This is a genomic window from Streptomyces pratensis, from assembly GCF_016804005.1.
Classification (GTDB): Bacteria; Actinomycetota; Actinomycetes; order Streptomycetales; family Streptomycetaceae; genus Streptomyces; species Streptomyces pratensis_A.
Genome location: NZ_CP051486.1, coordinates 6,422,935 through 6,439,999, shown reverse-complemented (window position 1 = coordinate 6,439,999; position 17,065 = coordinate 6,422,935). Strand labels below are relative to the sequence as shown.

Genomic DNA, 17,065 nt, shown 5'->3' with positions numbered 1-17,065 from the left:
GGGGCGCGTGGGCCGTACAGGCGGGGTCGGGCGGTACTTACGGATACATGTGGGGGTTGGGATGGCCTTCTGGGACGGCCTTTTTCCGCGGCGGGCGGCGCAGTTCGAGTCGGGTAACTCCGCGACGAGCTCGATCGTGCTCTCCAAGCGCAATGCCACGGTCTCGCTGAACAAGCAGGGCGCGCTGACCGGCAATCTGCGCGTCAACCTGTCGTGGCGGATGCGTACGTCGGACTTCGGCGGCAGGTCGCGGCAGAGCGGCCGGCTGCTGCGTCCGCTGAAGCTCTTCAAGCCCGACGTCGTCCAGGCGCACACCCAGGGCATGGTCAACGTCGACCTCGACCTGGGCTGCATGTACGAGCTGGCGGACGGGACGAAGGGGGTCGTCCAGCCCCTGGGCAACTTCATCGGCGACCTGAACGCGGCCCCGTACGTCAGGCTCAGCGGCGACGACCGTTTCGGCGCGCCGTCAGGCGAGACCGTCTACGTCAACCTCGACAAGCGCGACGAGATCAAGCGCCTGCTGTTCTTCGTGTACATCTACGACCAGACCCCGGCCTTCGACCGCACGCACGCCAAGGTCACGCTCTATCCGGGCAACGGTCCGCGCATCGAGATCGAGCTGGACGAACGGGCCCCGCAGGCCCGCTCCTGCGCGGTGTTCACCGTGGACAACGTCAAGGGCGAGCTGATCGTGCGGCGCGAGGTGAAGTTCGTCTACGGCTTCCAGTCGGAGCTGGACCGGATGTACGGCTTCGGTATGCAGTGGGGGCGCGGCTACAAGACGCGGGCCTGAATGCGCGCCGTGGAGGGCCGCAGTTCCTCCGGTTCAGGACCGGAGGAACTGCGGACCCTGCGGGGGCAGCGTGAAATTCGGGTCGGCGGCGTGCGCCGCCGCGGCCGCGGGCTGCGGGTAGCCGTACGCGGGCTGGGCCGCCGCGGGCTGCGGATAGCCGTAGGCGGGCTGGGGAGCGGCGGTGGGCGGCTGCGGGTAGCCGTAGGCCGGCTGGGGCGCCACGGACGGCTGCGGGTAGCCGTAGGCGGGCTGCTGGTGCTGGACCGTGGCCTGGGAGTCCGGCTCGGGCGCGGTGGGCTCGCGGGCGGGCGGGAGCGACGCGGACGTCTCGCCGGTGCTGGGCACGGCCGCGGGGCCGGGCTCGGAGGCGGCTTCCGCCTCGTCCACCGAGATCCCGAAGGCGGTGGCCAGTCCGACGAGGCCCGTGGGGTACCCCTGCCCCACCGCCCGGAACTTCCAGCCGTCACCGCGCCGGTACAGCTCGCCGCAGATGACCGCGGTCTCCTCACCGGTCTCCGCGCGCACGTCGAAGACAGCGAGCGGCTCGCCGTCGGCGGACGCCGCGTCGTAGAGCGATATCCGCAGATCCGTCACGCGTTCGAACGGTGCCTCGTCGCAGGACGCGGCGATCACCACCTGGTCCACGGAGGGGTCGAGCGAGGAGAGGTCCGCCTCGATCGTGTCCGTGAGCCCTTCGGGGGAGCTGCGCTTGGGCAGGCGCCGGACCAGGCCCGAAGGATGCCGCGGCTGGTTGTAGAAGACGAAGTCCTCGTCGGAACGCACCCGCCCGGAGGGGTCGATCAACAGGGCGGAGGCGTCCACATCCGGGACGCCCGCGCCCGGGGTCCAGCGCAGCACGGCCCGTACGGCCGTGGCGTCGAGAGGGACGTTCGAACCCTTCAGCATCGCGTGCGTCATGGCGGTCATCCTGCCTGCTCGTGGGGCGTCCGGACAACGCGGGGGTGCGAACCAGTAGGCCAGGCGCTCTTCGCGAGGAGCACGCAGGCGCGCCGCGCGGAGTGTGAGATACACCGGGGACACCCGAAGTTCATATGGCCGGGGAACTGGCGACACCTCTCCGAACGTACTATTACCGGCCATACGTTTGTCCGGTCTCTATGGCAGTACGGGGGAATCACATGCGTCATTTCGGGCACATCTCGCCCGCTGTCCGGGAGGGTCTGTTCTTCAGGGAGCCCTGCGAATTCGACACGGGTTCCTCCTCCCGCATGCTGTCCGTGGCGCTGGGCGCCACGCTCTACAGCCCCGCGACCCGGCCCAGACTGGCCGACGACGTGATCAAGCAGGCCGGGCAGGGTGTCGTGTCCATGGTGCTCTGCCTGGAGGATTCCATCGACGACGCCGAAGTCGTCGGTGCCGAGGCCAACCTGGTCCAGCAGTTCGCCGACCTCGACGCGCGGGACGCGGACGTGCCCCTGCTCTTCGTCAGGGTCCGTGAACCGGGGCAGATCTCCGACCTCGTGCGGCGGCTCGGAAGCTCCGTCCGATTGTTGTCCGGATTCGTACTTCCCAAATTCACGGAGGAGCGGGGCGAGCTGTTCCTGGAGGCCCTCACCGCGGCGGAGGCGGACAGCGGTCACCGGCTGTTCGCCATGCCCGTCCTCGAATCACCCGAGTTGCTGCACCTGGAGACCAGGGGCGAGACCCTCCGGGGAATCGCCCGCACCGTCGACAAGTACCGCGAGCGGGTCCTGGCCCTGCGGCTCGGCGTCACCGACTTCTGCTCCGCCTACGGTCTGCGCCGGGCACCCGACATGACGGCGTACGACGTCCAGATCGTCGGCGCCGTCATCGGGGACGTCGTCAACGTGCTGGGCAGGGCGGACGGCACCGGCTTCACCATCACCGGACCCGTATGGGAGTACTTCCGCCTCCAGGAGCGGATGTTCAAGCCCCAGCTGCGCCGCAGTCCCTTCATGGGGCAGGCCGAGGAGCTGCGTACCACCCTCATCGAGCACGACCTCGACGGGCTGCTGCGCGAGATCGAGCTCGACCGGGCCAACGGGCTGCTCGGCAAGACCTGTATCCATCCGTCCCACGTCCTGCCCGTGCACGCCCTTTCGGTCGTCAGCCACGAGGAGTACAGCGACGCGCAGGACATCCTGCGTCCGGAGAGCGGCGGCGGCGGAGTGCTGCGCTCCGCCTATACGAACAAGATGAACGAAGTGAAGCCGCACCGCGCCTGGGCCGAGCGGACCCTGCAGCGCGCCGAGGTCTTCGGCGTGGCCCGGGAGGACGTCGGTTTCGTGGAGCTCCTGGCCGCCGGCGTGACGAGCTGAGCACGGGCATGGGCGAGCACGGGCCGGTACGCGAACACATACGGGAAGAAGAGGCAGTGGACGTGGAGTGGTCGGGTAACTGGGTCGCCGGGCGACTCGGGGTGGATCTCGTCGGCGACGGGGAACTCCGGGAGCTGCTGGGCCTCGCCCTGCGCCGAAACCCGAAGCGGGCCCACCTGCTCGTGTCGAACGTCCTGGGCAAGCACGTGCCGCAGCGGCCGTCCGTCGTCCACGGCGTGGGCTTCGAGCTCGGCGAACGGGTGCGGGACCTGCTGGGCGAGGCGGAGGCCCGCCGTGCCGTCGTCCTCGGCTACGCGGAGACGGCGACGGGCCTCGGCCACGCCGTCGCGGACGGGCTGGGGGTGGCTCCGTACCTCCACTCGACGCGGCGGCCCGTCGCCGGTGTCGCGCAGGCCGGCGGCTTCGAGGAGGCCCACTCGCACGCCACCTCCCATCTGCTGCTGCCCGAGGACCCGGACCTGCTGCACGCCACAGCGGAGGGCTCCCCGCTGGTCCTGGTCGACGACGAGTTCTCCACCGGCAACACCGTCCTCAACACCATCCGGGCCCTCCACGCGCGCTACCCCAGGGACCGGTACGTCATCGTCGCCCTGGTGGACATGCGGTCCGAGGCCGACCAGGGGCGTCTCGCCGACTTCGCCGAGGAGATCGGCGCCCGCGTCGACCTGGTGGCCCGCGCGCGGGGCACGGTGCGCCTGCCGGACGGTGTCCTGGAGAAGGGCCGCAGCCTGGTGGCCGCGCACGACGCGAACGACGCGGGTCAGGCCGGCCACGAGGACGGCGCGCGCGACACCGGCGACGTGACGAGCGGGACGCCCGCCGTACGGCCCGCCGCCGCGCGCGTGACGCTCGACTGGCCGGCCGGCGTACCCGACGGCGGACGCCACGGCTTCACCCCCGTCCACCGCGCAGCCCTGGAAGCCGCCCTCCCGGCCATGGCAGGCCGTATCGCGGACGCCCTGGGCGATGCCCGCAGGGTGCTCGTCCTGGGCTTCGAGGAGCTGATGTACGCGCCCCTGCGGCTCGGCACCGCGCTGGAGGAGGCCACCACGGCCGACGTGCGCTACTCCACCACCACCCGCTCGCCCGTGCTCGCCGTGGACGACCCCGGCTACGCGATACGCAGCCGCCTCGTCTTCCCCGCCCACGACGACCCCGCCGACGGACCGGGCGACCGGTACGCGTACAACGTCGCGGGCGCGGGGTTCGACGCCGTCGTCACCGTCGTCGACTCCACCGCCGACACCCCCGCTCTGCACGCCCCGGACGGACTGCTGGCCAGACTCGCGGGGCACACGGACCAGGTCCTGCTCGCCGTCGTCCCCTCGTACGTCCCTTCGCCCTCCGGCACGGCTGTGCCCCAGGGCTCCGGCACGGCTGTGCCCCAGGCCGGATCGCTCCTGCCCTCGGCCTCGGGGACGTTCGTGCCGCAGACCTCCGACAGGCAGGAAGCCGCCATGCTGCCCGAACCGCTCCGGGGCCCCGCCTTCTCCTCCTACGCGGCGGACGACGTCGGGTGGCTCCTCCAGGACCTCTCGGACACGTCCCTGGAGGCTCCCACCGAGGAGCGCGAGGAGGCGATCCAGAGCGGCGGCGCCCACTACGCCGAATCGCTGCCCGTCGAATACCAGCCCAGCCCTCAGTATCAGGAGCTGTTCAGGGCCGCCCTGGACACCTCGGCGGCCCGTATCGCCCGGGCCGTCGGCACCGTCACCGAGACCGTCCTCGCCGAAAGGGGGCCGCGCCCCGTCCTGGTCTCCCTCGCCCGGGCCGGTACCCCCGTCGGGGTCCTCATGCGCCGATGGGCCCAGCACAGGCACGGCCTCGACCTGCCGCACTACGCCGTCTCCATCGTCCGGGGCCGGGGCATCGACGCCAACGCCCTGCGCTGGCTGGCCGCCCACCACGACCCCGCGGACGTCGTCTTCGTCGACGGCTGGACCGGGAAGGGCGCCATCACCCGCGAACTCGCCGCAGCCCTCGACGATTTCGAGGGATTCGACCCTGAGATCGCCGTACTGGCCGACCCCGGCGGCTGCGTGAGGACGTACGGGACGCGCGAGGACTTCCTCATCCCGTCGGCCTGCCTCAACTCCACGGTGTCCGGGCTGATCTCCCGCACGGTCCTGCGCTCCGACCTCGTCGGCCCGCACGACTTCCACGGCGCGAAGTTCTACCGAGAGCTCGCGGACTCCGATGTCTCCGGCGCGTTCCTCGACACGATCGCCGCCCGCTTCGACGAGGTCGCCGGCGCCGTGGACGCCGAGGCCAAGGAACTGCTCGCCGCGGACCGGGCCCCCACCTGGGAGGGCTGGGCCGCCGTCGAACGCATCAGCGAGGAGTACGGCATCCACGACGTGAACCTGGTCAAACCCGGCGTCGGCGAGACGACCCGGGTGCTGCTTCGCCGAGTTCCCTGGAAGATCCTGGCCAAGCGGGGGGCCGGCGCTGACCTCGCCCACGTACGGCTGCTCGCCGAGCAGCGCGGCGTCCCCGTCGAGGAGGTGGATGAACTCCCGTACACCTGTGTCGGGCTGATCCACCCCAAGTACACCCGCGGCGCCACCGGCGCGGACGGCACGGCGGTGACGACGAAGTGAGCGGAACGACGAGCACGCCCGCCCGTAACGCCCGTGACCTGGCTGCCGGTGACGTGGCCGCCGGCGCCCCGGTGACGCTGGTCGCCAGCGACCTGGACCGCACCCTCATCTACTCGGCGGCGTCCCTCCAGCTGACCATGCCGGACGAGCAGGCCCCGCGCCTGCTCTGCGTGGAGGTCTACGGCCGGGCGCCCCTCTGCTACATGACGGAGACCGCCGCCGCACTGCTCGACGAACTGGCCCGCACCACGGTCTTCGTCCCGACCACCACCCGCACCCGGGAACAGTACGGCCGCATCCACCTCCCCGGCCCCGCACCGCAGTACGCCATCTGCGCCAACGGCGGGCACATCCTGGTCGACGGCGTCTCCGACCCGGACTGGCAGGACCACGTGGTCCGGCGGATCGGCGACGAGTGCGCATCCCTCGCCGAGGTGCGTGCCCACCTCCAGGCCGTCGGCGACCCCTCCTGGCTGCTCAAGGAACGGGTCGCCGAAGACCTCTTCGCCTATCTCGTCGTAGACCGCGGTGCCCTCCCCGAGGGCTGGGTGAAGGAACTGACCGCCTGGGCGGACCCCCGGGGCTGGACCGTGTCCCTCCAGGGCCGCAAGATCTACGCCGTGCCCAAGCCGCTCACCAAGAGCGCCGCGATGCAGGAGGTGGCCCGCCGCTGCGGAGCCACGCTGACACTCGCCGCCGGAGACTCGCTCCTGGACGCCGACCTGCTGCTCGCCGCCGACCGCGCCTGGCGCCCGGGCCACGGCGAACTCGCCGACTGCGGCTGGGGCGCGCCCAATACCGAGGTGCTCAGGGAGAAGGGCGGCGCCGCGGGCGAGGAGATACTGCGCCGCTTCCTGCGGGCCGCCGACCCCCAGCGGGCGGGTCGCTGAGCAGACGCGGGCGATCTTCGGCAAGCTGGTCGGGCCGCCGCGACCGGAGGAGACCCGCATGACCAAGGGCAACGACACCAAGATCACCGACGAGCTGTACGCGTACGCGCTGGCCCACAACCCCCCGCTGGACGCGGTGCAGCGCGAGCTCGTGGAGACCACGTACGCCGAGCTGCCCGACCAGGCGGGCATGCAGTCCGCACAGGAGCAGGGGCCGCTGCTCGCGTTCCTCGTCCGGCTCACGGGCGCACGGCACATCGTCGAGGTCGGCACCTTCACCGGCTTCTCGGCGCTCTCAATGGCCCAGGCGCTGCCTGCGGACGGGGTCCTGATCGCCTGCGACATCTCCGAGGAGTGGACGGCGTACGGCCGGGAGGCGTGGCAGAAGGCGGGCGTCGCCGACCGGATCGACCTTCGGCTCGCGCCCGCCCTCGACACCCTGGCCGCGATGCCGGCCGAGCCGCACATCGACATGGCCTACCTGGACGCGGACAAGGGCAACTACATCGCGTACTGGGAAGAGCTCGTCCCGCGGATGCGCCCCGGCGGACTCGTCGTCACCGACAACGTCCTGTTCCACGGACGCGTCACCGATCCCCTGGCAACCGGAGCCACGGCCGCCATCAGAGGCTTCAACGACCATGTGGCCGCTGACGCCCGGATGGACAGCGTGCTGCTGACCGTGGCGGACGGCCTGACGCTCTCGCGCAGGAAGTAGCGGGCCCCCAGCCGGTTCGGCGGGGGGTGCTCCCGGGCACACCCACCGGTTCCGTGGGGGCTCCGGGGCACCCGGCCCCGGTTCCGGTGGGGGTTGGTTCTTCGGGCCCCGGTCGGTTCCGTGTGCCCCGCACCCCCGCCCGGCTCCGTGGGAGGTGCCCCGCACCCCCGCCCGGCTCCGTGGGGTGCCTCCGCGTGGGATCAGCCGCAGCAGCCGCCGCCGCAGCACCCGCCCCCGCCGCCCGACGACGGGGCGGCGGAAGCAGCGGAGGCAGAACCGCCCACAGCCACGGTGGAGAGCAGCTTCGTGGTGTCCTCGTGCCCGGCCGGGCACGAGGCGGGATCGGATGACTCGGCCATCGGGCGGCTGAGTTCGAACGTCTCGCCGCAGGGGCGACAGCGGTACTCGTAACGGGGCATGGCCCCAGATTAGAGCCTCTTCGCCTTCGAGACCTCGGGCATCGGGGCGATCGTGCGCCGCTCCTCGCGTGAGACCTGCTCGGGATGGCGGGCCCGCCAGTACGGATTGTCGTGAGGCAGACCGCCGCTGACCCGCCCGTACATGCCGAACATCATCAGCAACAGGCCGGCCACGAAACTGAACAGCACGTTCTGCATCTGGAAGGCCAGGAAGTTCATGCCGGTGTCCAGCAGGGCCAGATTCACGAATCCGCTGAGGATGAAGGCGATGCCCAGGACCATGTTCAGGGTCGAGGCGAAGTTGCCTCCGATGACCATGCCGACGAAAAGCAGCAGCCCGACGCAGATGGACAGGATGCTCAGCGCGCCGTTCGTGTTGAGGCCCCCTACCGTGTCGCCGCCGGTGTCGAAGAAGCCGATACGGTCGATGAGCCCCAGAATGCCGAAGGCGAGGAGCAGCAGGCCCATCAGGCCCGCCCCCACTCGGTAGAACCGGCTGAGGCTGTGGTCGACGGGCAGATGCTCGTCGAGGTGGATGCCCTTGCGGCGGGTGGGCTTCCCGCGCGCCGGTCCGGCCTTGTGCCGCCGCGAGGGGTGCATGACGTGTGTGGCCATGACGGCCTCCTTCGGCCGCGTGCGGCCAGGGACGTCTCAGCGGAAGCCGCTGCGTACCTCCAGGATCGGCCCACCGCCTGCCGGGGACAAATCAGCCGTTCTCCGCCGGTGTCCGGTCGGCCCGGCTGCGGGGTCTCCCGGATTTGCCAGGTCTGTCGGGTCTCCCAGGTCCGCCGGGTCTGCCGTGTCTGCCAGGTCTGTCGGGTCTCCCAGGTCCGCCGGGTCTGCCAGGTCTCCTCCCGGGCCTCCGGGGTCTCCTCCCGGGCCTCTCCCCATTCCCCGGTACCTCGATACTCCTTTCTCCGGGGAGGACCCGGTTGATCAGCGGGGTGTCGGCGGACCCCGCCGGGCGGCCCGATACGAATCACCAGCGGCGGGAGGGTTCCCGCCGGTCGGCGGCGCGGTCAGGCGCCGCCTCCCATCGCCTCGCGGATCGCCGAGACCACTCTGGTCGAGGTCTGTCGCACGGCCTCGGTCTCGGTGAGGAAGTGCCAGTAGTCGGGATGGCGCTCGTCGAGCCCGGCGATCGCCCGCTCCAGGCGCGCCACTGCCTCGTCGAGGGGGCGTGCATGACGGGGATCGGGGGTGTTGCGCCCGGCCATGGCGAGGCGCTGGGCGTCCCGGATCGTGAACCGGGTGCGCTCGATCTCCGCCTGAGGATTCTTCGCCACCGCGTCGAGCCGCCGCAGCCGGTCTCCGGCTGCGGACACCGCCTCGTCGGTCGCGTTGAGCAGCGCCCTGACCGTACTCAACCGGGACGTCGCATCCGCCCAGCGCTGCTCGGACCGAGCCTCGGCGGCCTCCGCCAGCTTCGCCTCGGCCTGCCGTACATTGACCGCCGCCTGCTCGGGGACGGGCTGCAGATCCTGCCAGCAGGCAGCCGAGAAGCGCCGCCGGAGCTCGCTGAGCACCGGCTCGACCTGCCCGGCACGCGTCGTCAGCGCCTGGGCCCGGGTCCGCAGCGACACCAGCCTCCGGTCGATCTCGGCAGCCCGCTCGGGAAGCCGGTCGGCCTCGGCCCGGATCGCCTCGGCATCGCGCAGCACCTGATCGGCGCGTTGCAGCGTCTCGGCCACGCCGTGCTGCCCCGCGCCCTGGTTGAGCTTGGTCAGCTCCGGGGCGAGAGCCGCGAGCCGGGCCGCGAGATCATCAGCCCGCAGCCCGGAGGCACGCACCGCGTCGAGTGCGTTGCTCGCGGCCAGCAGCGTCTGGCGGGCCCGCTCCACGGCGGGAGCGAGCCGGGCGAGCTGGGTCTCCGCGCTGCTGAGCAGCGTCCCGAGCCCCTGGGCGAACCGGTCGAGCTCACCCTTCACCCGCACGAGCTCGTCCTTGGCCCGGGTCAGCTGGGTCCGCGCTCCGGCCGCCGCCGAGGGCTCCAGGTCGTCACGGTCGAGGTCGTGGGCGTCGACGGCGGTGATGTACTGGTGGCTGACCTCGTCGATCCGCCGGCCGAGCGCCGCGAAGTCCTCCGCCGCCTTGCGTGCGCGGGGGGAACTGTCCACGGCGGTGATCGTCTCGATGGAGATCTGCAGATCGCGCTGAGCCGTGTCCAGGTCGTAGAAGGCGGCGGCCGCCGCGTCCTTCGCCGCCTGCGCGTCGGCCCGCTGATTCTCCCCGCGGCCACCGAACCAGCGGCGCGTGCCCCCGCCCGCGAAGGCGCCCGGCAGCGCTGCGACGACCAAGGGAACCGGCAGCAGAATCAGCACCAGGACGTCCCTGACGGCGGATCCAACACTCGCTTTCGCCTGCGGCCGCGTGTGTGTCGCCGTCACATCCCTCTCCCGTGCCGATTCGCCCTGCCCGGTTCATTCTCGCACCAGTTAGGACGAACGCACGGGCCGGTTAGTTCGCACTTCGGACAGTGACTTCACCGTTGTCGCTGCGCGCCTTCACCACGTGCATGCTGCTTTCGCTGCGGGGCACGTCGACGGAGACGTCACCGTTGTCGGCCTCGGCGGACACCGCGTACGTGCTCTTCCCGGCCGGAAGATCGATGGAGATGCTCCCGTTGTCACTGGTGGTGTCCACGCGATCCGGGACCTCGGTGAAGCCGAGCCGGACCGATCCGTTGTCCGCACGGGCGACGACGGAACGCCCCGAAATCCGCTCGGCCTCGATCTGCCCGTTGTCGGAGCGCAGGTCCAGCGGGCCGGAGACATCACGTACGTCGACGCCACCGTTGTCGGCACTGATCTTCAGCGGAGAGGTGAAGCCTGCCGCGGTGACCTTCCCGTTGTCCCCCTCCACGGTCAGAGCCAGCCCGCGGGGCACCTTCACCTCGTGGTGCGCCTCACAGTTGCTGATCACCGCATGGCACTTCACCTCGAGCCTGAGCTCGTCCCCCTCGAGCTCCCACACGGGGTCCGGCCCGCTGCCCAGCATGACCCACCCGTCCACCCTGCGGGTCACCTCGATCCGCTCCACGTCGGCGGGCACCAGATCCAGGGTGGAGTTGTCGGCGTCGATGGTGAGCGCCTCACCACTGAACGCGAACGACTTGTGCTCGGTAGGGGCGTCCTCCGCATTCGCACTGCCACAGCCACTGAGCGCGGCGACGAGGAGCACGGTTCCGGCGGTCGCCACGAGGGCGGAGGTGCGTCGTGTACGGCTGGTCATGATGTCGAGTCCCCCTGAGAGCGCTGCCGATGTGGCTCCACCGTATGTACGGGCCCACCCCCGGGACGATCCGGACGGCTACCGTCTGCGGGGTGGGGATATCCCCCGTACCGCGCGGCCACCGGCTCACCCGGCCGGGGGGAACGGTGGGAGCGGGGCCGGCGGGGAACCGGATTGCCGCTGGGGGCCGTGGGCCATGTAACCTGTTGCCTCATCCACGGGTGCGTAGCTCAGGGGTAGAGCGCTGCTCTTACAAAGCAGATGTCGGCGGTTCGAAACCGTCCGCGCCCACCAGCAGTAAGCACGACGAAGGCCCAGGTCACCGGTACAGATCCGGGAGCCTGGGCCTTGTTCGTTCTCAGTCGGGGGGCCGGGGGCGAGGCGTCGTGCCAGCTACGTCGTCGGGACCTGCTGTGCTGGCAGCAGGGGCCGGCCCAGGCCTCGCTGTCGAGAATGTGCGCGCCGAGGCGGTCCCGGATCGTGCCGACGCGGACCGCTCCGGATGTGAGCATCCGTGCGCAGTAGATGCAGGCACGGCCGGCGGACCGGTCCCAGGTCAGCCGTTCAGGGCCGGGGAGCGGGCGGGACGGCGCGGTCATGATGAACCACTGCCGCACCGGCGGCACTTGCAGGCGGGGTACGCCGATGACGGTTCGGACGCGGCCACGGGTACGACCTCGGCCTCCTCGCGCACCACCCGGATACCACCGTCACGGTTCACCTCGTACACCTTGAGCGTCATCGCCACGGGCCTTCTCCCCTTCGCGGTCGGTGAGGGACACGGAGGACCGTAGAGAGGTCGCGAGCGTGCGTACCAGTGATGTGCATATCTGTGCGCAAATTCTCCTGAAAGTTTGAACGTCAGGGACTTGGTCTTGACAGCCGAGCCCGGTTTGGCTGACCGTTGTGCACACAACTGCACACTCAATACCGTGGACTACGAGCGCGGCCCGTTCGCCGACTGGCGCGCCGGGCACCGGCACGATCCCGCCGACCGGGCGTCCTGGTGGCGGCCGTGGCTCGACCTCGTCGCCGAGACGGTCGGCCGCGGTGTGACCGTAAGGCGTGCCCGCATAGTGTCCGAGCCGGTGAGCGAGTACATCCGGTACGAGCACGCCGGAACCTTTACGAATGTGGCGGCCGGTGAGCAGGTGCGGTGGTTGCCGCGCCGTCAGGCCTCGGACATCGCATTGCCCGGCAACGACTTCTGGCTTTTCGACGGTCGACTTATCCAGTGGAATCACTTCGCCGGTGACGGTTCGTCACAAGGGCCGGAACTCAGCGACGATCCGATCGCTGCGAGACTGTGCGCGGGCGCGTTCGGAACGGTGTGGGAACGTGCGGCACCGCACGACGAGTACACGATTCGTTGATCAGAACCATCGGACAGGTCACATGACGCTCCCCTCCTCCTCTGCACAGTCCGCACGCGAAGTGGTCTCCAGGCGCCTGCGTGACCTGCGGAAGGGGGCGGGGCTGACCGTTGTCCAGCTGGCCTCCGGATGCGGGTGGCACCACGCCAAGACGTCCCGGATCGAGAACGCCCGCACCGCCCCGACCGCCACGGACATCCGGCTGTGGTGTCGCACCGTCGGTGCAGAGAGCCAGGCGGAGGATCTGATCGCCCAGTCGCTGCACGCGGAGTCGATGTACAGCGAGTGGCGCCATCGGACGCGCAGCGGACTGAAGCAACTCCAGGACAGTGCCGTTGCGTTCTTCCAACAGACCGAGTTGTTCCGCGTGTACTCATCGTCTCTCGTGCCCGGCTTGCTCCAGACGGAGGGTTACGCTGCGGCCGTCCTCGGGATGAGCGCACGCTTCCGGGACCTCCCTGTCGACGACAGTGCCGCTGCCGCCCGCGCCCGGGTGGAGCGTTCGCGGATCATTCACGAGCGTGGCCACCGATTCGTCCTCCTCATGGAAGAGGCCGTCCTCCGATACCGCATGGGTGATGCCGATGCCATGGCCGCGCAGCTCGGGTACCTCCTGTCGGCCGGGGCTCTGCCTGCGGTGTCGCTCGGCATCATCCCGGCGACGGCAGAGCGGAGTCAGTGGCCACGGGAGACGTTCCATGTGTACGACGACGAACTCGTGTCCGTCGAGCTGGTGTCGGCGCAGGTGCGCATCACCCAGCCTGCCGAAATCGATCTGTATGTAAGGGCGTTCGAGGAGATACGGCAGACGGCCGTCTACGGGGCGGAGGCGCGGGCCCTCGTCGTGAAGGCCATCGACGCGCTCGGCTGATCCCGCTCCGCCGGAGACCGTTCGGGACAGCGGGTGTGAACGCGGATCGTGGCTATACCTGGTGCGGTGCTTCTTCCGAGTACCCGGTGCCGCGCAGTTCGCTCATCACCCGCTCCCGCTCCGCGTCGGTGAGCTGGATCGCCTCCAGTTCCCGCATCCGGTCGTCGATCTCGCCCTGCTCGTCCAAGGTGGTCGCGAGCTCGATGAGGGCCGTCAGCGCCAGCGCCCGGTCGATGGGCGGGGCCTGCGGTCCGTGCCTGCGCAGTCCTGACTTCAGTGCCCGGAAGGCCGCGCGGTCGTCGTTCTTGAACTCGCGGAGGATGCGGGCGTTGTCGAGTGCCTTCGCCAGTCCTTGCAGCTTCTTGGAACCGCCGTACTCCAGCTCCGCCGGTTCGTCGCGCTGGATGAAGATCAGCGAATTGCCGGACGGGTCGATGAGGGTGAAGCGGGTCTGTCCCGGGCGGAAACGTGTGATGCGTGGACGCCCCGTCGCCAGAACCTTGCCGTATGCGGCACGCATGGCCCCGGTGAACGCTGCGTGATACGGCGCGACGGTGTCGACCATGACCAGGCAGCCGCCGCCGTCCTCCCGGTTCGGGTCGTATCCCTGGGGCGGCTTGCCGAAGTGCACGTCGAAACCGCCCCGGCGCAGGGCCAGGTAGAGGTACGGCTTGGTCTGTCGGTAGGTGACCTCGAAGCCGAGGGCCTGGAAGAAGTCCAGCGTCTCCTGGACCGCCGAACACGGCAGCAGGGGCACCGCCGTCTCATTCGCGTACGTCGTCTCCGTCGGACTCTCCGGCAACTTTTCTCCTGCTGGCGATCGGGATTCCCGCCGCAGCCGGCCCGGCTGCGCACGGCGGCACGATCGGATCTCGACCGCCCATCCCGCACCTTACTAATCAAACTTTACTAGTGTCTCGGGATCCGGCGGAACTCGTCGGCGCCCACCCTGCTCGCCCAGCTGTGAGGCAGCGCTGGACGCTGTGGTCGGTGCGGTGGGGGAGTGGTGCGCCCCGGGGCGGCGGCAGCGCTTACGGGAGCGCTTGGCCTCCGGGTGGTGGCTGTGCGAGGCGTCTGCTCAGAGTCCAGCTCTGGAGGTCGGTGTTGGCGACGGCTTCCAGCTCCTCCAGGAGGCGCTGCCGGTTGTCGTCGCTCCTGTCGGCCTCGGCGATCAAGGTGTAGCGCTGAACGGCCGGCCTTGGCCGTGTCCAGGCCTCCGCGGCCTGCACGTGACGTTCCCCGTGATCGAACAACTGGCTGAAACCACCGATGAAGAGTGCGGCCCCTGTGATCGAGGCGGTGATGACGCCGGGGGCCTGGACGCCCGCGGTGACCACCGCGCCTGCCCCGGTGGCCGACCCGGTCAGTTCCGTGACCGCCACCCATCGACGGGAGCGCCTCTTCACGCGCTCGTCCCAGGCCGGATCCCTGAGGGCCTGCTCCAGCACCGGATCTCCGTTGGCCTGGGGCAATGACGGACTCTCTCCGTACGGCAAATCGGCTATCTGGTATGGGACTTGAGTGTGCCCGGTGCCTGGCGGCACACGTTATCCGCATGGCTGTCACCGAGCCACCGTCATCCTCCTGATGCCTGGCTGCTTCGGTTGCGCTGCGGCCCCTCGGCGGCGGCGGTCGTGAGGAGTGCCGGTCAGGCCTGCTCGAAGTGGAACGACTTGATGAAGCAGTCCCGGGGCTGGGTGACCGCGAAGAGGACGCACTCCACCAGTGAGTGCGCTGTGAGGGTGCCGTCGGACCGACGAGGGGTGGCGTCCCACTGCTCCGAGAGCGGGTCGCCGTTGTCGAAGTCGGGCGGGTAGAGCGATATCACCCTGACCCCCTGTGGCCTGAGGCGCTTGGAGAGGATCTCGGTGAACCCCGCCTGGGCACTCTTCGCCGCGTAGAACGCGTCATGGGCGTCTGAGCGGTCATGGCCTGCTGCTCCGCAGGCTGAGACCATCGTGACGATGTCAGGCTTGTCCGAGTTGAGCAGGAGGGGGAGGAAGTTCTTCACCGTCAGGACCGTGCCGGTGGCTCCGGAGGCGAGGGTGTCCACGACATCGTCGTCCGTGGCGGACAGCAGGTCCGGTCCTTCGAGCCAGCGAGAGCCGTTGTTGACGAGCAGATCGACACGGCTCGTCCGTCGCCCGACCCCGGAGGCGAACTCACGGATCGAGACCGGGTCCGTCAGGTCGCAGGCGAAGGCGTGCACCCTCTGATGGCCCTTGCCGCGGATCTCGTCGCGTACTCGTTCGGCGGCTTCGAGCCGTCGAGCGGAGAGGAACACCTCCGCGCCCTTCTCCGCGAGCCTGATGGCCAGCGCCCGCCCGAAGTCGCGGCCCGCGGCGGTGATGACCACCCGATGGTCGTCGAGTCTCATCGTGTCGCTCCGATCAGTGAGTTCGGTGGTTCGGTGGTGGTTCGGTCCGTGAGGAGCGGGTCCGGGTGGGAGGCGTACCGCTTACGGCGTACAGGCATCCCGGCGTGGCGGCGGGACGTCTGCCGACTGCGGAGCAGCGCTGCTCGCCCTCTGGTCCGCGTCGCGTCTGGGGCGTCGTCGGCGGCGGCGTCAGGAACGGTGCACCGCCCCTCCGAGCGTCTTCAGACGCGCTCCAGCGGGCGGTGCGGGCGGCCCGGCGGGAGTTCGATTCCGATGGCGTCCTGCGGGCGGACAGGTCCGCCATGGCGGACCACGGCCATGATGCCGGACTTGAAAGTGAAGTCCCCGGAGACCGGATCGAGGGCGAACACCTCTCCGAGCATGCCCTGCCGGAAGTCATTGATCTTCGCGCACGGGTTGCGCAGCCCCGTCACCTCCACCACCGCCTGCTCGCCGAGGTGCAGCAGGGCGCCGGCCGGAAGGCCGAGCAGGTCGACTTCGCGGGTGGTGATGTTCTCGCCGAGCCCGCCCGGAGCGACCGCGTAGCCCTTGAGCGCCAGCTCGTCGAAGAGTTCCTCGTGCATCAGGTGCACCTGGCGCAGATTGGGCAGGTCCGGCTCGTAGGTCATGCGGAACTGATGGCGGATCGTCACACCCGCGTGGACGTCACCCTCGACGCCCAGGCCGGCCAGCAGCATGACCGACTCACGATTGGGCTTGCTGAACGAGTACGTCGCGTTGCTGCTCACTGCCGTGACCCGGCCTGTCATGTCCCACCCCGTCCTCTGGCCCGCGCACTTCGGGCAATCCTAGGGAAGTCCCGTGTCAGGAGTCCGGGCGGCTGCGCGTCCCAGGATCGTCGCCCAGGGCAGTTCCCGGACTGCCGGGCCCTGACGCGGTTCGTCCAGGGGCCAGACGTCCGCTCCGTACACCAACTCGACGCCCGCCCCGCGCAGAGCCGCGATGTGGCCCTCCCACGCCGGGTGCCGCGCGTGTGCCGCGTTGATCCGGGGGAACACCACGACCGGGACGTGGGTCGTGCCCAAGGCTTCGCTCACCTGCGTCAGCGCCTGGTTGTCGGCGATACCCGTGGCGAGCTTGGCCACGTAGTTCGCGCTCGCCGGTGCCACCACGTAGCAGTCGACGACAGGGTGCGGCCGGGGCTCGGCCGGGAGGCGTGGTGTGTCCCGCACGGGAAGGCCGGTCAGTGACTCCAGGAGCTCCCACTCACCGTTCGCCCGCATCCACCGGCCGGCGTTCGGTGTGAGGGTCACGGCCACCTGCCAGCCGAGCGCGACGGCCGGCTCGACCAGGCCGGCGCGCAGCATCTCGACTCCGTCGGTCGCCGTACCCACGACGCCCAGCACTCCCCGGCTGCCTGCCCTCACCGTTCCTCCACCCTGCGTCGCCCGGTCCCCGGGCCGGTAGTACGGATACGGAAGAGACGTACCACGGCTCCGGCGCCCGCC

General features: G+C 70.2%; 18 protein-coding genes and 1 tRNA gene. 8 read left to right on the top strand and 11 right to left on the bottom strand.

All coding sequences use genetic code 11. The features are described 5' to 3' along the window. Nucleotides 1–61: 61 nt before the first annotated feature. Nucleotides 62–796, top strand: a complete 735-nt coding sequence (locus HED23_RS26790) for a TerD family protein (protein ID WP_203185946.1) — start codon at nt 62–64, stop codon at nt 794–796. A gap of 33 nt (nt 797–829) precedes the next feature. Here HED23_RS26790 and HED23_RS26785 read toward each other — a convergent pair whose 3' ends face one another. After that, entirely contained in the window at nt 830–1,723 is an 894-nt protein-coding gene (locus HED23_RS26785) for a TerD family protein (protein WP_203185945.1), read from the bottom strand. Between the two features lie 212 nt (nt 1,724–1,935). Between HED23_RS26785 and HED23_RS26780 the strand changes: the two genes are divergently transcribed. The 4 genes from HED23_RS26780 to HED23_RS26765 are packed head-to-tail and all read left to right on the top strand — an operon-like array spanning nt 1,936 to nt 7,325. Beyond that, nucleotides 1,936–3,096 (top strand): HpcH/HpaI aldolase/citrate lyase family protein, encoded by a 1,161-nt coding sequence (locus HED23_RS26780; protein WP_203185944.1) that lies wholly within the window; start codon nt 1,936–1,938, stop codon nt 3,094–3,096. An 8-nt stretch (nt 3,097–3,104) separates the two neighbouring features. Further along, nucleotides 3,105–5,717: a phosphoribosyltransferase gene (locus HED23_RS26775; protein ID WP_203185943.1), complete on the top strand. Its 2,613-nt coding sequence runs from the start codon at nt 3,105–3,107 to the stop codon at nt 5,715–5,717. Between the two features lie 53 nt (nt 5,718–5,770). Next, nucleotides 5,771–6,607, top strand: coding sequence for an HAD family hydrolase (locus HED23_RS26770; RefSeq protein ID WP_203187643.1), 837 nt, complete (start codon nt 5,771–5,773; stop codon nt 6,605–6,607). 58 nt (nt 6,608–6,665) lie between these two features. Next, the gene (locus HED23_RS26765; protein WP_203185942.1) at nt 6,666–7,325 is read left to right on the top strand and encodes an O-methyltransferase; all 660 of its coding nucleotides are present in this window, start codon (nt 6,666–6,668) and stop codon (nt 7,323–7,325) included. Nucleotides 7,326–7,525: 200 nt separating this feature from the next. Here the strand turns inward: HED23_RS26765 and HED23_RS26760 are convergent, their stop codons facing one another. From HED23_RS26760 to HED23_RS26745, 4 genes are all read right to left on the bottom strand, one after another. After that, nucleotides 7,526–7,744: an FmdB family zinc ribbon protein gene (locus HED23_RS26760; protein ID WP_203185941.1), complete on the bottom strand. Its 219-nt coding sequence runs from the start codon at nt 7,742–7,744 to the stop codon at nt 7,526–7,528. Nucleotides 7,745–7,753: 9 nt separating this feature from the next. Next, the gene (locus tag HED23_RS26755) at nt 7,754–8,359 is read right to left on the bottom strand and encodes a DUF4383 domain-containing protein (protein WP_203185940.1); all 606 of its coding nucleotides are present in this window, start codon (nt 8,357–8,359) and stop codon (nt 7,754–7,756) included. 404 nt (nt 8,360–8,763) lie between these two features. Further along, nucleotides 8,764–10,131, bottom strand: a complete 1,368-nt coding sequence (locus HED23_RS26750; RefSeq protein WP_203185939.1) for a hypothetical protein — start codon at nt 10,129–10,131, stop codon at nt 8,764–8,766. Nucleotides 10,132–10,201: 70 nt separating this feature from the next. Beyond that, nucleotides 10,202–10,975, bottom strand: a complete 774-nt coding sequence (locus tag HED23_RS26745) for a DUF4097 family beta strand repeat-containing protein (RefSeq protein ID WP_203185938.1) — start codon at nt 10,973–10,975, stop codon at nt 10,202–10,204. Nucleotides 10,976–11,194: 219 nt separating this feature from the next. Here HED23_RS26745 and HED23_RS26740 point away from each other — a divergent pair. Continuing rightward, nucleotides 11,195–11,269: transfer RNA gene (locus HED23_RS26740), tRNA-Val, on the top strand. Between the two features lie 301 nt (nt 11,270–11,570). Here HED23_RS26740 and HED23_RS26735 read toward each other — a convergent pair. Next, nucleotides 11,571–11,723: a hypothetical protein gene (locus HED23_RS26735; protein ID WP_203185937.1), complete on the bottom strand. Its 153-nt coding sequence runs from the start codon at nt 11,721–11,723 to the stop codon at nt 11,571–11,573. Between the two features lie 184 nt (nt 11,724–11,907). Here HED23_RS26735 and HED23_RS26730 point away from each other — a divergent pair, with 184 nt between their 5' ends. Both HED23_RS26730 and HED23_RS26725 read left to right on the top strand, forming a co-directional pair. Then, entirely contained in the window at nt 11,908–12,348 is a 441-nt protein-coding gene (locus tag HED23_RS26730; protein ID WP_203185936.1) for a DUF6879 family protein, read from the top strand. Nucleotides 12,349–12,370: 22 nt separating this feature from the next. Beyond that, entirely contained in the window at nt 12,371–13,219 is an 849-nt protein-coding gene (locus HED23_RS26725) for a helix-turn-helix domain-containing protein (protein WP_203185935.1), read from the top strand. A gap of 52 nt (nt 13,220–13,271) precedes the next feature. On the opposite strand, the gene HED23_RS26720 is transcribed toward HED23_RS26725, so the two are convergent. The 5 genes from HED23_RS26720 to HED23_RS26700 all read right to left on the bottom strand — a co-directional run bounded on the left by HED23_RS26720 (nt 13,272) and on the right by HED23_RS26700 (nt 16,984). Then, entirely contained in the window at nt 13,272–14,021 is a 750-nt protein-coding gene (locus HED23_RS26720; protein WP_203185934.1) for a glyoxalase, read from the bottom strand. Between the two features lie 229 nt (nt 14,022–14,250). Further along, nucleotides 14,251–14,691 carry a DUF4231 domain-containing protein gene (locus HED23_RS26715; protein ID WP_238442112.1) on the bottom strand — a complete coding sequence of 147 codons (441 nt, stop codon included), beginning with the start codon at nt 14,689–14,691 and terminating at the stop codon, nt 14,251–14,253. Nucleotides 14,692–14,867: 176 nt separating this feature from the next. Beyond that, nucleotides 14,868–15,596, bottom strand: a complete 729-nt coding sequence (locus tag HED23_RS26710; protein ID WP_203185933.1) for an SDR family oxidoreductase — start codon at nt 15,594–15,596, stop codon at nt 14,868–14,870. 221 nt (nt 15,597–15,817) lie between these two features. Further along, nucleotides 15,818–16,366: an MOSC domain-containing protein gene (locus HED23_RS26705; protein WP_203185932.1), complete on the bottom strand. Its 549-nt coding sequence runs from the start codon at nt 16,364–16,366 to the stop codon at nt 15,818–15,820. A gap of 39 nt (nt 16,367–16,405) precedes the next feature. Further along, nucleotides 16,406–16,984, bottom strand: a complete 579-nt coding sequence (locus tag HED23_RS26700) for a flavoprotein (RefSeq protein ID WP_238442111.1) — start codon at nt 16,982–16,984, stop codon at nt 16,406–16,408. Nucleotides 16,985–17,065 lie beyond the last annotated feature (81 nt).

Coding starts and splice junctions, on each gene's coding strand:
- HED23_RS26790 (WP_203185946.1), top strand. CDS start 62: ATGGCCTTCTGGGACGGCCTTTTTCCGCGGCGGGCGGCGCAGTTCGAG.
- HED23_RS26725 (WP_203185935.1), top strand. CDS start 12,371: ATGACGCTCCCCTCCTCCTCTGCACAGTCCGCACGCGAAGTGGTCTCC.
- HED23_RS26765 (WP_203185942.1), top strand. CDS start 6,666: ATGACCAAGGGCAACGACACCAAGATCACCGACGAGCTGTACGCGTAC.
- HED23_RS26710 (WP_203185933.1), bottom strand. CDS start 15,596: ATGAGACTCGACGACCATCGGGTGGTCATCACCGCCGCGGGCCGCGAC.
- HED23_RS26705 (WP_203185932.1), bottom strand. CDS start 16,366: ATGACAGGCCGGGTCACGGCAGTGAGCAGCAACGCGACGTACTCGTTC.
- HED23_RS26745 (WP_203185938.1), bottom strand. CDS start 10,975: ATGACCAGCCGTACACGACGCACCTCCGCCCTCGTGGCGACCGCCGGA.
- HED23_RS26755 (WP_203185940.1), bottom strand. CDS start 8,359: ATGGCCACACACGTCATGCACCCCTCGCGGCGGCACAAGGCCGGACCG.
- HED23_RS26760 (WP_203185941.1), bottom strand. CDS start 7,744: ATGCCCCGTTACGAGTACCGCTGTCGCCCCTGCGGCGAGACGTTCGAA.
- HED23_RS26780 (WP_203185944.1), top strand. CDS start 1,936: ATGCGTCATTTCGGGCACATCTCGCCCGCTGTCCGGGAGGGTCTGTTC.
- HED23_RS26785 (WP_203185945.1), bottom strand. CDS start 1,723: ATGACCGCCATGACGCACGCGATGCTGAAGGGTTCGAACGTCCCTCTC.
- HED23_RS26775 (WP_203185943.1), top strand. CDS start 3,105: ATGGGCGAGCACGGGCCGGTACGCGAACACATACGGGAAGAAGAGGCA.